A 12,359-nucleotide genomic window follows, 5' to 3' on the forward strand; every position below is an offset into this window, starting at 1 on the left:
TCGATCACATCCATGCGGCGGGCACCACGATCGTGGTGGCCACCCACGATCTCGAGATCCTCCACGGCTGGGCCGATTGGCTGCTGGTGATGGACTCAGGGACGCTGGTGCTGGAGGGGCCACCGGCTGAGGTGTTCGGCCAGCGCCAGCGCCTGGAAGCGCTCAACCTGGGCATTCCGCCCACCCTGGCCTTGCTGCAACGCTGGCGATGGCTCGCGGACGCCGGCGTGCATCCGCTGACGGCGCTGAAAGGGCTGGAGCAGGGGCCGCAGCCGGCGGACCAGCTCACCCTCAACCTCACGGGAGACAGGCGCAATGGCTGAGTTCCAGCGCTGGATCACACCGCTGCAGCGCTCCACGGTGGAGCCACTGCCCACGGGGGGGGCCATCCTCCATGAGGACATTCCCCATGGCATCGATGACATCGGGCCCCTGCTGTACTCCCTTTTTCATGAGCACTGGCATCAGGTTCAGCTCAGCCATGTGGTGGAAGGAAGTGTGCTGGAGCTGGAATTTTCTGGGAAGCCGAAGATCTGCATCCTCTACGACGGCTATCTCACCATTGTGACGGAGACCTGGCATGGCCATCTCTGCCTGGAAGAGCATGGTGGCGGCCCGTTGAAAACCACGCCGGAGAAGCTGCGCATGGAACGCAGGATCCAGCGGGCCTCCCTCTACCGCCGATGCAACGAACAGGGGGAGGCCAGAAGCTGGGGAATCCAGTTCTGGAATGGTGGCGGCGAGAAGATGATGACCCTCTTTCTGCCCAATCCCTATGTCACCGACCTTGATGAGGATCTGTTGCCTGAGAAGAAACCCCAGATCGAAAAGCTGGCCCTCTTCAACAGCCTGCGCGAGATCTATGTCCTGGGCGTCCAGCCGATTCCGTTTGACAGCAATCCGCTCAAGCGTCCCTACATCGCCGTCTGCCGCTCCAGCCGCTGCAACCCCTCAAGGAATTGGCAGCCCACCTTCGAGGCTCTGGAGCAGGCGGTAGCCGCCGCCGGCCTTGATGTGGATGTGATGAGCTTCGGTTGCCTTGAGGTGTGCAAGCTGGGCCCCGTCGTCCATGTGGCACCGGATCAGACCTGGTACACCCGGGTGACGCCGGAGGTGGCCACGCAGATCGTGCAGACACACCAGGTGGCGGGCCAGCGCCTGAACAGCCACCTCTACCCCCCAACCCCCACGAGCCGATGACACCACCTCCCCGCCCATGGCTGCTCACCCTCATCCTGTTGGGGGCCATGAGCAGTGTGTTCAGCAGTTGCACGGTTCCGCTGGTCGGATTTGCTGCCCTGGCCTCCACAACGCTGTCACGGCGGCAGGGAGTGGTCTGCCTGAGTGTGATCTGGTTGGTCAATCAGGCGCTCGGCTTCAGCGTGCGCACCTATCCCCTGGAGGCCAACACGGTGGCTTGGGGCGTGATGATGCTGGCGGCATCACTCGCCGCTCTGGCGCTGGGACGCCTCATCGACAGGAGAGGTCGTCGCCCATCAACGCCCGGCATCGTCAGCCTGGGGCCTCGCGTCGCCGTCTCATTGACGGTTGGGTTTCTGGTCTACGAACTGATCCTCTGGCTGGCCAGTTTTTCACTGGGAACGACAGGGGGCTTCACCCTCGCGGTTCTGGGATCCGTTCTGCGGACCAATGGCCTGTGGGCTCTGGGGCTCAGCGTTCTCTTCTGTCAGTTCGATCGCATCACGCGCCGGTGGGGGCCCCGACTGCCATCGATCCCTTCTTCGCTTCCCTGATCCACCATGGCCCGCCACACACTCTTTGTTTGTGAACTCTGTCGGTTTTCGTCCACGGAAAACACCTGGGAAGGCCGCAGCGGCGGCGGCCTGCTCAGCGATCAGCTTCACCAGGGCCTGACGGCCCGCGGCCTGAACGATGCGTTGGGTTTGGTACCGGTGCGCTGCATGGGAGCCTGCCGGCGTCATTGCATGCTTGCGTTCAGTAGTCAGGGCAAGCTGACCTTCCTGTTTGGTGATCTCAGGCCGGGGGAAGCTGCAACGTCTTCAGCCGTGCTCGACTTTGCCGAGGGCTACGTGCAATTGGCCGACGGCAAGGTGCCCTACAAACAGCGCGATCCGTTGCTGCAGCAGGGGATGGTGGCCGTACTGCCGCCTCTCATGGAGACGCCGGTTTCTCTTCAGACACCACCATCCCACTGAACTGGGCAAACACCTGCTCGCGGGCCACCGCCACGAAGGTGTCGAGATGGGGCAGGCCCCGATCGGAACGACGCCGCAGGGCGTGCATCTCCCCCCAGAGCCCCGCCTCCCCGAGCGGAACCCGCGCTACCGCCGCCGACGCCGGCACGGCCCAGTCGGGCAGGGCCGCCACCCCAAGGCCCAGGGCCACCCACTGGACGATCATGGCGGTCATCTCCGCCGTGCGCCGACGCCTGGGGATCACGCCGGCAGGTTCCAGGAAGCGGCTGTAGAGGTCCAGCCGGCATTCGGACACCGGGTAGGTGACGATCGTTTCGGAGGCGAAATCCTCTGGGCTGAGGAACGCCTTACCAGCAAGGGGATGGTGTCGCGGCAGCAACGCCACGATCTGGTAGCGGAACAGGGGATCGGCCAGCACACCCCGGCCGCTGCTGCGCTCTCCGGTGATCACCAGATCCACGGAACCATCCAGCAGGCCCGGCAGGGGATCGAACTGGGCGCCGAGGCGCACATCCAGCTCCACCTCGCCATGGCCGTCGCGGAAGGTGAGCATCGCCGGCAGCAGCCAGTCGATGCAGGAGTGGCACTCCAGCGTGATGAACAGGCGCCCGGCGGCGCCGATCACCATGCGCTGAAGATCGTCCTCGGCGGCCTCGATTTCCGGCAGCACCACCTGTGCGCAGCGCAGCAGGCGACGACCCGCCGCGGTGAGCACCGCGGGCCGGCGATCCCTGTCCACCAGCCGGATCTTCAGCTGTCGCTCGAGATCCCGCAGCAGATGGGAGAGACCCGACTGGCTGCAGTGCAGGCTGCGGGCCGCCGCGGTGAGGGAGGGATGGCTGGCGATGGCCTCCAGAGCGCGCAGGTGATGGAGTTCGAGCATGGGCGGGCCCGCGGGAACAGGAACCATGAGCCACGCTCATCATCGTGGCTGCCATGGCCCTCCGGCATGGTGCTGGCCTCCCCACAGGCGGCAGGGGGAGGCTGGCGACCATCGCAAGCACGCACGGCCATGCCCAGCCAGTCCAGGGCCTTCTTGCCCATTACCTCCCTGCCGCCCGGGATCGCCGGCGGCGACGGCACCGCCTGGGTGCAACCCTTCCTGCACCAGCATTTTGTCCAGGTGGGGGCCATGGCCTGGCAGGGTCTGCACCGCTCGGGACGCGGCCTGGTGGTCTGTGAGGTGGAGCTGCCCCAGGGGCGCCCCATCCACTGGGCGACCGAGCCAGTGCCCCATCGCCTGGCGTACTGGCCCAGGGGCGAGGTGACCGCCCAGCTGGTGGCCCTGGGACTGGACACCGTCGACCACGGCCTGCTGCAACACGCCCTTGTCACCTACGAGGCGGGCACGGAGCTGGTGGCGCTGATGCTGGCCTCAGCGGAGCCCACCATCGTGCAGTTGCGGCGCATGCGGATCACCCCGGCGGAGTGTCACCGGCAGCTGCAGCGGCGACGGAGCGAGTTCTGCGGGGTGGGCCGATGAGCGCGACGCCACGCTCCATCTCCAGGGCCGACTTCGTGCTCGGCCCCTACAGGGCCAGCCGCAACGACCGGCCGACATGGCAGATGCTCAACACCTTGGTGCCCTACCTGCTGCTCTGGTGGCTGACCCTGCGGGTGGCGGCGGTGTCGCTGTGGCTGCTGCCGCCGTTGATCCTGCTGCTGAGCCTGTTCTCGGTGCGCTGCTTCTCCCTGATGCACGACTGCGGCCACCGTTCCCTGTTCCGCCAACGCTGGCTGAACCGCGGCTTCGGGTTTCTGCTCGGACTGGTCAACGGGGTGCCGCAGCTGGCCTGGTCACGGGACCATGCCGATCACCACCGCACCAATGGCGACTGGGACCGCTACCGCAGCGTCATCGACATGCTGAGCGTCGAGGAGTACCTGCGACTGGACCCGCTTCAGCGCCGCCTTTACGCCACGCTGCGCCATCCGCTGATGGCCTTCCCAGGGGGCTTTTTCTACCTGGCCATCAAGCCACGCCTGGATCTCGTCTCGGGGCTGATCGCCAGCCTCACCGGCAGCCGGGCCCCCCGGCCTTGGGCCTCACCGGCCGAATTCCACGACCTGCTGCTGTGCAATCTGGTGTGGGTGGGCGGCGTGGTGCTGCTGGGCTGGTGGCAGGGGTTCGGGCTGTTCCTGGGGATCTATGCCGCCGTTCTCACGCTGTCGGCAGCGATCTTCATCGACCTGTTCTTCGTCCAGCACATCTTCGAAGACAGCTATGCCCATCGCAGCGAGGGATGGAGCCACCTCGAGGGAGCCCTCCGTGGCACGAGCCTGCTGCGCCTGCCACCGGTTCTGGCCTGGTTCACCGCCGACATCGGCTTCCACAACATTCATCACCTCTGTGAACGCATCCCCAACTACCAGCTGCGGGCCTGCCACGACCACCACCAGCACCTGCTGGCCGACGTGCCGACGCTGACCCTGGGGACGATGCTGGCCTGCGCCAGCTACCTGCTCTGGGATTCCCACCAGGACCGACTGGTGACGATCGCGAGCGTGGACTCAGGCCAGGTTGTGACAGTCGTCTACGGCATCGAGGAATCAGCCCGGTGACGGAGGCCCTCGTCCCAGCATCGGCTGGGCCTGGCTGGCGTGATTGCCCCATGAAACGGTTCCTCGCCCCCCTGCCCCTCGGCCTGCTGCTGGCCCTGGTTCCCGCGGCGGCTCGCGCCCATGCCGAGCACGGCGATGGCGGTGGGTTCGTGGCCGGGTTTCTCCATCCGATCAGCGGCCCCGACCATGTGGTGGCGATGGTGGCCGTCGGCCTCTGGGGCGCGGTGCTGGGGCCGCCTGCCCTCTGGGTGCTGCCGGTGGCCTTCCCGCTGGTGATGGCGTTCGGCGGGCTGCTGGGCCTGCTGGGGATCCCGATCCCCGGGGTGGAGATCGCCATCGCCGTGTCGGGGTTGGTGCTGGGTCTGATGGTGCTGTTCGAGGTGAAGGCCCCGCTCGGGCTGGCGGCGCTGATCGTGGCGGCCTTCGCGGTGTTCCATGGCCATGCCCACGGCAGCGAGCTCCCCGCCGGCAGCGATGCCCTCGCCTACAGCCTGGCCTTCGTGATCGCCACCGGGCTCCTGCACCTGTTGGGCATCCTGCTGGGGGAGACCCGCCGCTGGCCTGGGGGCCGCCGCTTCGTGCAGGCGGCCGGTGCCCTGGTGGCCTTGGTGGGGCTGTTCTTCCTGGAGCGGGCCCTGGCATGAGCCGCTTGGGCCGGCTCAGCCGGCGTGGCTGGACGGCGCTGGCCGCCGTGGCCGCGATGGCCAGCCTGGTGGCCGTGCCACCGGCCCTCGCCCATGCGCTGCCGGCCGGACTGGGAGCTGTGCTGAAGGGTGCCGCCCAGCTGGTGTTCTCCCCGGCCGATCTGCTGCTGGTGTGCGGTCTGTGCGCCCTGGCGGTTCAGAACGGAGCGGAGCCAGGATCGCGGCTGCGCCTGGTGCTGCCGACAGCCTGGCTGATGGGGGGAGCCGTGGGCCTGGGGCTGCCGGCGAAGCTGGCGACATCATGGTCGTCCACGGTTGCCTTCACCCTGGTGGGCCTGCTGGTCGCCCTGGCGGTGCCGCTGGGTCAGCGGCTGACCACCGCCCTGGCAGGGGTGGGGGGGCTGGTCTGCGGCCTGGCCCATGGCTCCTCCCTGGCGCTTCACAGCGGAGCACCGCCGGCGCTTGCGGGGGGTGCCATCGCCGTCGCCCTGATCACAACAACGCTTACCCTGGCGCTGCGACCCCCGCATCCGGACTGGATGCGGGTCGGTCTGAGGGTGGTGGGCAGCTGGATCGCCGCCTCCGGGCTTCTCAGCCTGGGCTGGCTCCTGAAGGGCCCGTCCTGAGGCGGGCCGGAGAGGAGTTTGGATGGACCATCAGGGTTCTGGATGCTCCTCGCAGGGCATCCAGAACGATCCCATGGCGTGGGCCCCTTCGCAGCCGAGCTCCTTCGCCTTCCTGAGAGCCTCCTCGCGGGTGGGGTAGGCGTAGAGGTTGGGCTGGCCCTGGCCTGAGCTGTGGTTGTGGTGATGGTGCACGTGGCCGCTTGGGCTGCCAAGGCGGTAGGGGCCCATCCCCTCCATCCCCACCCACCAGACGCCCATCACGTTCACCCCGGCGATGAGGATGCCCATGCCGACAACGGAGGCGTTGATCACCCCCATGGCCACGGCGCCGAGGCTCAGGACCCCCATCGGCACAACGCCGATGCTGATCACCCCCATGGGGACGATGCCGATGGAGATGATGCCCAGGGGGGCGATGCCGATGGCCACGATCTTCGGCCGGCCACCGCAGCCCGAGGATTCACCGGAGGGAGGCGTCTCAGGCGGGAGGGGTTCGGCCATCAATGGGAGCCGGAGCCGGCCGAGCCGCCTTTGGTTTCGCCATGGCTGGCGCAGGGCATCCACATGCTGCCCATCTGATGGGCCCCCTTGCAGTTGAAGTTCTTGGCGGCGGCTTCCGCTTCCGCTTTGGTGGCGAACATGGCTTTCTGCGGCCCCTGACCCGTGTGCTGAGCCAGGGCAGGAGCGCCGCCGAGGGCGGCCAGGAGGCCGGCGGCGGCGGCCAGGGGGGCGAGGGGCGGTCGGCAGCGCAACACAGCAATCCTGGATGAAACGACAATCATTCTGCCAGGGGCGCCCCAGGTGCTGTCATCCCTGGGAACGGTTGGAGCCCGCCCCGGCCCGGGTGAGCTAGCGCCCATTCTCAGAGCGTGCCCGCCTCCAGCTCGTGGAGATAGAGGAACTCCGGGGATTCGACACCGGCCTGGCGGCGAATCTCCACCAGCTCAGGGGACTCAAAGAACGCCTTCGCCTTGGCGATCGATTCCCAGCGGGAGAGGTGCACCACCTTGTTGGGGTCGCTCCCCTCACGGAGCACCTGAAAGGACCGCTCGCCGGCGTCACGGCGCAGGGTGGCCGCCGCGTCGAACACCGTCTTCCAGGCCTCGTAGTCCCGCACGGCGTGGATGATCAGCACATGGTCCAAGGGTTCACTCCAGGGGATCGACAGGACTGGCCTGAGCCTGCGCAGCCTGCACGGCAAGCGTCAGATACGTCTCAAGGTGCTTGCTCTTGATGTCTTCGAGGCTCCTGAGCTTGAGGTGGCGTCGCCCCTTGCCGGATCCTTCGAGCAGGCCGTGGGGGTCGGCGATGAACGCACCGCAGCTCAACTCCACTGAGACATGCTGCCGATACACGAACACACCACCAAACGGAAGACCATCGGAGGCGAAGACCAGGCCCCCGTACTTCACCTCCTCCGTGAGCGATCGACAGCGCTCCTGCACGCAGTGACGCACGGCCTGGACGATGGCATGGGACGGCTCCGAAGCCAGACGAACGCTCTCCAGCAGACCGCTGACGGATTCGGCTGCCATCAGGCTCTGCCTGGCCAGGGAGAAGTCTTCTGCACGGTAGGAGGAGCCGAAAGAGAGAGAAAGGACCACGCTGAAACGACTGGTCTTGCGATCGGAGTTCACGCCCCCCGGACCGCAGGGATCAGACGCCGGCCGCAGAGGACCGCGCCGAAGCCGAACACGTACATCAGCAGGCTATAGACCGCCGCCGGCACCGCCATGTCGGGGTTGTTGAGCAGCCCGGCGGTGATGGCGATCGCCAGGGTTCCGTTCTGAATCCCCACTTCGATCGCGAGGCACACCTGCTGGGCCACGGGCAGGCGGAACAGCCTGCCGGCCAGGAAGCCCCCCAGCATCGCCAGCACGTTGAGCAGGGCGATGGCCAGTCCCATCTGGGCCAGAAAGCCCGGCAACTTGGGGGCCTCGCGGATGAACAGCAGCAGGATGATCAGCGCCAGCAGGCCCCCGGCCAGGCGGCCCATCTGCTTCTCCAGGCGCCGGGCCGGCCCGGGGAAGTGATGACGGTTGGCCATGCCGATGGCCGTCGGCAGCAGGGTGATCAGCACGATCTGCAGCATGGTGGTGCCGATCGGCAGGGCGATCGCGGCCCCCTCCCCCAGGAAATACTGGAGGGCCAGGTTGGTGAACAGCGGAATCGTGACCACCGTGACGATGCTGCTCACGGCCGTCAGCGTCACCGACAGGGCCACATCCCCCCGGGCCAAGTAGGTCATCAGGTTCGACGACGGCCCGCCCGGGCAGACGGCCACGACCACCAGTCCCACCGCCATCACGGGCTCCATCGGCACCACCAGGGCGATGAGCGCCCCCAGCAGCGGCAGCACCAGGCACTGGCAGACCGTGCCCACCGCGACCGCCCTGGGGTAGCGCGTGATGCGCTGGAAGTCCTCGGGCAGCAGGCTGAGGCCCATGCCGAGCATGACGATGGCCAACGCCACAGGCAGCAGCACCACCGTGAAGACGCTGCTCTGCATCACCTGATCTGCATCAACGAATGGCCATGCCCCGCATCACCGTGCCCATGATGCTCACCCGCGCCCAGCGCGGCAGGGCCACGAGCGACCAGCTCAGCAGCTTGGAGAGTGCGCCCGGCAGCACCGTGGCCTGCCGCCCCAGGGCCGCGAGGATCGGCTGGGCGATGGCCTCCGGATCCATGGCCGCCCCCAGCCGCATCCCCGCCCTGGCGGCGAAGCCGCTGTGGGTGGGCCCGGGCGCCACGGCCAGCACGGCGACGCCGTCGCCCTGGAGTTCCACCTGCAGGGCCTCGGCCAGGCTCTGCACGTAGGCCTTGGTGGCGGCGTAATGGGCCGCGTACGGCATCCCCTGGAAGGCGGCGATCGAGCTGAGCAGCACCAGGCCGCCCCGGCCCCGCTCCCGCAGGCGACGGCCGAAGTGGTGGCAGGCCTGCAGCACCGCCCGGCCGTTGACCATCAGCATCTCGGTTTCGCTGGCGATGTCGGCCTCCAGGAAGGGGCCGGAGCCGCCGAAGCCGGCGGCGGCCCCCAGCAATCCCACATCCAGCGGATCGGTGACCCGGCGCATCGCAGCGAGATGGTCCTCACGGGCCAGGTCCACGGCGACGACCTGCACCTGCACGCCGTGGCCGGCCATGAGGCTGGCCGCCAGGGCCTCGAGCCGGGGGCGATCGCGGGCCACAAGCACCAGGTTCAGCCCGGCTTCGGCCAGGCGGCAGGCCAGGGCACGGCCGATGCCGGAGGAGGCCCCGGTGACGACGGCCCAGGGTCCGTAGCGTTCCAGGAAACGCCGCTGGCGGCGGGTCGGGGCGGATGGCATTGCTGCTGCGGTGAAGGGGGAGGAGAGAGCGCGGGAAGCAGGTCGCGAAGCGGGCCAGCAAGCGGCGGTCGCCCGTGGTCCGCAGGCGGCGGCGCAGCACCGCCCACACCGGGCTGCGCCGGCCGCTGAGATCGAAGTGGAAGGTGGCGGCCCAGCCCATCGCCGGACCCCGATGGAAGATCAGAGGCAGGGCACTGAAGAACTCCCGGTGCCGGGTGGCCCACAGGCTGGAGCGGATCCGCTGGACCCGCTTGTGGGGGAAGCGGCGACGCTCGTGGGCCTCGGCGTCGGAGCCGGCCACCACGTAGACCGCTTCCTCCCGCTCGGTGAGGGGCTTGAGCACCGAGCGCAGATGGGCGCTGCGGTCGTGCACGAAGCCACCGAGCACGTCGTCGCCGGCTGGGCAGACCCTGCCAGGTGGTGACGGCCTCCTGCAGGGGGACGCGGTCGCGGAAATCGTGGCGGCTGCGGCTCCCCACCACCTCGTCCACGACATAGGCGAAACCGCTCATGAACTCGCGGTCATTGTGGTCGTAGCAGGCCGAAAAGCGAAAGCCGCCGCCGGGCTCGATGGCGCCGACGGGGCAGGCCATGGGCGGGCTCAGGGCCCGGTGACCCAGCCCGTCGAGGTCCCGGGGGGCCGCCAGGGCGGGGTGGTCGGGGGCCTTAGCCATGATGAGCGTCATGCCAAGGGGCAAAAAGAGAGAGGGGACCTCTCAGCTCCCGGGCGAGGCCGCTGCCGCCAGCAGCCGCCGGGCCAGGGCGGGGTCGTCCACCAGGCGGGCCAGCACCACCGCCCCCACCATCGTGGACACCAACCGCAGGGCCCCGTCGCTGGGCTCCGGCGAGGGCTGGCGCGGATGCAGCTTGGGCTCGATCGCCGCCAGCAGCCCGCGGGCAGCGGCCGCGAAGGCGGATCGCACGGGGGCCGGCTGGCGGGCCCCCTCCGCGCCGAGGGCGGCGATCACGCAGCCCCGCTCGGGATGGTCGAGGTGCTCGGGGGAGAGGTAGAGGGCAAGGGTCTGCTGCAGCGGCAGCTCCACGGCCAGGGGGCCGTCGGCGCTGGCGGCGGCTGCCGTGTGGATGGCTTCCGCCACCAGGGCCTCCCGATTGGGGAAGTGGGCATAGAAGGCTCCATGGGTGAGGCCGGCCCGCTTCATCAGGGCGGGGATGCCGATGCCCGAAAGCCCCTGGCGGCGCAGCTCCTCGGCCGCAGCCTCAAGAATGCGCGCGCGCACGGCCTGCTTGTGACCTTCGGGATATCGCATGATGGGCATCATGCCATGAATTCAGCGGCCGGGGCGGGGCAGGGCGTAATGCAGCTCGGCCAGACCCGAACCGATCTGGCGTACCGACAGCAACCGCCAGGGCGGGTTGGTCACCCGACGGGGGAAGAGCGGCTTGCCCTGGGCAAGGGTGACCGAACCGATCTGGATGATGGCCTCATCCAGCAACCCGGCCTCATGAAACTGCACGGCAAGGGCCCCGCCGCCGGCGATCCAGATGTTCTTCCCCGCCGCCACCTCCAGCATCGTTCGGTGGACGTCCTGGACACTGCCCTGGACGAAGCGAAGATCGGCTCCATCGATGCCGGGAAGCTCGCGATGGGTGAACACCCAGCAGGGCTGGGCGAAGGGCCAGGCGGAACCCGAATCCTCCACAACTTTGTCGGAATGGCGCAGCATCCACTCATAGGTCGAGGCTCCCATCGCAATGGCGCCCACCTGGGCAATGAAGGCCGGGTAGCCCGCTTCCCTGACATCGCCGAGCGGGAATAGCCAATCCAGGCCGTCGTCTTCGGTGGCGACGAAACCGTCGAGGCTTGAGGCGGTGTAGTACTGCGTCGTCATGGCGCTGGAGAGACGCTGGGCGCGCTGAGGTGGCCCGACGCTAGGAGCTCGCAGCCGGGCAGCCAGAGGAGTTCGCGATCGGCGGGCTCAGGATTGGAGCTCGATGGCCCCCGGCCGCCAGGTCTTGTTGAACCAGGGCTCCAGCGGGCCATAGAGGCGCAGGATCATGAACCACCCCTTGCCGGGGATGGTCTGCACCCAGTTGTTCTGTTTGCCGGCAGGGGCCTTGGGGCCAAACCAGACGTCAACGGAGCCGTCGGCGTTGGTCTGGATGCCCTTGTCCTGGCTGCTGACGCTGGGCCGGGGCTGGTCGGTCTGCAGCATGGAGCGGGTCTGGTTGTCGTAGACGATCACGGACCAGAAATCCTTCACCGGAATGTTGGGTGGCAGCCGCAACCGGTAGGTCTTGCCGCCGTCGAACGGGTTGCCCTTCGCATCCAGGGACGCCCAGGGATACTGGGACCCCTAGCCCACCATCTTCTGCTCCATGGCCGGTGTGACGCCGGTGGCGAAGTAGTAGTAGAAGATGGCCCCATCGAGATTGGCCACACCCGGGGACACCTCAAACCTGTAGCCACCGAAGAACGGCAGACGCCAGGAGCTGTTGGGATAGAAGAAGGCCTCGGGCTCGCGAATCTTGAAGGCCAGGGTTCGCGCCGTCACCGCCCCGATCTTGGCGGCATCGCTGAGGATCTTGCGCATGCGCGCGTCGGGCTGGAAGGGTTTGCCCTTGACGATGCCGATCGAGGCGAACAGGCCCAGGGTGGTGGGATCAGCTCCTTCCGGGGGTTCCTCCTGGATCACCTGATTGAGCAGGGTCCAGAAGGAATCATCACCGGGAGCCACGAAGTTCGCCGGTACGCCCGAAGCATTGGCGAACGTGATCGGCGGCGGATTGGCGGCATCGGACAGCTGGTAGATCTTGAGGTTATTCCGCACGGACTCCACCCCGGGCTTGGGAGAACCATCGACCAGGAAGGAGCGGAAGGGCATCCAGTTGCCGTAGGTCTTCGGCCGAACAACGACATAACCCGCCGGGATGGCCCCCTGGTAGCCCGGTGGCAGGATCAGGTACTTGCCCCCCTGGCCCTTGTCAGGGCCGGTGATGCCGACGTCCGTCACCCAGCGATACCAGAAGTCGTTGATGGCCCCGAGCACCTTGGGGGGAATG

At 68.0% G+C, this 12,359-nt stretch carries 17 protein-coding genes and 2 pseudogenes; 8 read left to right on the forward strand and 11 right to left on the reverse strand.

The window, feature by feature from the left end; translation table 11 throughout:
* The 4 genes and pseudogenes from KBZ04_RS07775 to KBZ04_RS07790 all read left to right on the forward strand — a co-directional run.
* Positions 1-323: pseudogene (locus tag KBZ04_RS07775) on the forward strand (hypothetical protein); the annotation flags it as partial.
* Entirely contained in the window at positions 316-1,200 is an 885-nt protein-coding gene (locus tag KBZ04_RS07780) for a (2Fe-2S) ferredoxin domain-containing protein (protein ID WP_254991382.1), read from the forward strand. The pseudogene KBZ04_RS07775 and the gene KBZ04_RS07780, both read left to right, overlap by 8 nt.
* A gap of 47 nt (positions 1,201-1,247) precedes the next feature.
* Positions 1,248-1,754 (forward strand): hypothetical protein, encoded by a 507-nt coding sequence (locus KBZ04_RS07785; protein WP_254991383.1) that lies wholly within the window; start codon positions 1,248-1,250, stop codon positions 1,752-1,754.
* 6 nt (positions 1,755-1,760) lie between these two features.
* A complete protein-coding gene (locus KBZ04_RS07790; RefSeq protein WP_254991384.1) occupies positions 1,761-2,177 on the forward strand; it encodes a DUF1636 domain-containing protein in 417 nt (138 codons plus the stop codon).
* Here the strand turns inward: KBZ04_RS07790 and KBZ04_RS07795 are convergent.
* Positions 2,134-3,060 (reverse strand): LysR family transcriptional regulator, encoded by a 927-nt coding sequence (locus KBZ04_RS07795; protein WP_254991385.1) that lies wholly within the window; start codon positions 3,058-3,060, stop codon positions 2,134-2,136. The genes KBZ04_RS07790 and KBZ04_RS07795 overlap by 44 nt on opposite strands.
* Before the next feature lie 129 nt (positions 3,061-3,189).
* Here KBZ04_RS07795 and KBZ04_RS07800 point away from each other — a divergent pair, with 129 nt between their 5' ends.
* Genes KBZ04_RS07800 through KBZ04_RS07815 form a run of 4 tightly spaced genes read left to right on the forward strand, consistent with a single transcriptional unit; the run spans position 3,190 to position 6,009 of the window.
* On the forward strand, positions 3,190-3,660 hold the full coding sequence (locus KBZ04_RS07800; RefSeq protein ID WP_254991386.1) for a hypothetical protein: 471 nt from the start codon (positions 3,190-3,192) through the stop codon (positions 3,658-3,660).
* Positions 3,657-4,739 (forward strand): fatty acid desaturase, encoded by a 1,083-nt coding sequence (locus KBZ04_RS07805; RefSeq protein ID WP_254991387.1) that lies wholly within the window; start codon positions 3,657-3,659, stop codon positions 4,737-4,739. The genes KBZ04_RS07800 and KBZ04_RS07805 overlap by 4 nt, the downstream gene beginning before the upstream one ends.
* A gap of 50 nt (positions 4,740-4,789) precedes the next feature.
* Positions 4,790-5,383, forward strand: coding sequence for a HupE/UreJ family protein (locus KBZ04_RS07810; protein ID WP_159816198.1), 594 nt, complete (start codon positions 4,790-4,792; stop codon positions 5,381-5,383).
* The gene (locus KBZ04_RS07815; RefSeq protein WP_254991388.1) at positions 5,380-6,009 is read left to right on the forward strand and encodes a hypothetical protein; all 630 of its coding nucleotides are present in this window, start codon (positions 5,380-5,382) and stop codon (positions 6,007-6,009) included. Before KBZ04_RS07810 ends, KBZ04_RS07815 begins: the two co-directional genes overlap by 4 nt.
* A gap of 30 nt (positions 6,010-6,039) precedes the next feature.
* Here KBZ04_RS07815 and KBZ04_RS07820 read toward each other — a convergent pair whose 3' ends face one another.
* The 10 genes and pseudogenes from KBZ04_RS07820 to KBZ04_RS07865 form a co-directional block, all read right to left on the reverse strand.
* Positions 6,040-6,510 (reverse strand): hypothetical protein, encoded by a 471-nt coding sequence (locus KBZ04_RS07820; protein WP_254991389.1) that lies wholly within the window; start codon positions 6,508-6,510, stop codon positions 6,040-6,042.
* A complete protein-coding gene (locus tag KBZ04_RS07825; protein ID WP_254991390.1) occupies positions 6,510-6,791 on the reverse strand; it encodes a DUF3721 domain-containing protein in 282 nt (93 codons plus the stop codon). Before KBZ04_RS07825 ends, KBZ04_RS07820 begins: the two co-directional genes overlap by 1 nt.
* An 80-nt stretch (positions 6,792-6,871) precedes the next feature.
* The gene (locus KBZ04_RS07830; protein WP_236550457.1) at positions 6,872-7,144 is read right to left on the reverse strand and encodes an antibiotic biosynthesis monooxygenase; all 273 of its coding nucleotides are present in this window, start codon (positions 7,142-7,144) and stop codon (positions 6,872-6,874) included.
* Positions 7,145-7,157: 13 nt separating this feature from the next.
* Positions 7,158-7,544 carry a DUF1801 domain-containing protein gene (locus KBZ04_RS07835; protein ID WP_159816310.1) on the reverse strand — a complete coding sequence of 129 codons (387 nt, stop codon included), beginning with the start codon at positions 7,542-7,544 and terminating at the stop codon, positions 7,158-7,160.
* 98 nt (positions 7,545-7,642) lie between these two features.
* Positions 7,643-8,518 carry a bile acid:sodium symporter family protein gene (locus KBZ04_RS07840; protein ID WP_254991391.1) on the reverse strand — a complete coding sequence of 292 codons (876 nt, stop codon included), beginning with the start codon at positions 8,516-8,518 and terminating at the stop codon, positions 7,643-7,645.
* 13 nt (positions 8,519-8,531) lie between these two features.
* Positions 8,532-9,338 (reverse strand): SDR family NAD(P)-dependent oxidoreductase, encoded by an 807-nt coding sequence (locus KBZ04_RS07845; protein ID WP_254991392.1) that lies wholly within the window; start codon positions 9,336-9,338, stop codon positions 8,532-8,534.
* Positions 9,339-10,054: 716 nt separating this feature from the next.
* Complete coding sequence (locus tag KBZ04_RS07850) at positions 10,055-10,606, reverse strand: TetR/AcrR family transcriptional regulator (protein ID WP_254991395.1); 552 nt, start codon at positions 10,604-10,606, stop codon at positions 10,055-10,057.
* Positions 10,607-10,627: 21 nt separating this feature from the next.
* Complete coding sequence (locus KBZ04_RS07855; protein ID WP_254991396.1) at positions 10,628-11,188, reverse strand: dihydrofolate reductase family protein; 561 nt, start codon at positions 11,186-11,188, stop codon at positions 10,628-10,630.
* An 87-nt stretch (positions 11,189-11,275) separates the two neighbouring features.
* A pseudogene (locus KBZ04_RS07860) lies at positions 11,276-11,638 on the reverse strand (DUF1214 domain-containing protein); the annotation flags it as partial.
* Between the two features lie 15 nt (positions 11,639-11,653).
* On the reverse strand, positions 11,654-12,359 hold a 706-nt coding region (locus tag KBZ04_RS07865), incomplete at its 5' end, for a DUF1254 domain-containing protein (protein WP_254991397.1).

The sequence above is a fragment of the Cyanobium sp. N5-Cardenillas genome, from assembly GCF_024345515.1.
Classification (GTDB): Bacteria; Cyanobacteriota; Cyanobacteriia; order PCC-6307; family Cyanobiaceae; genus Cyanobium.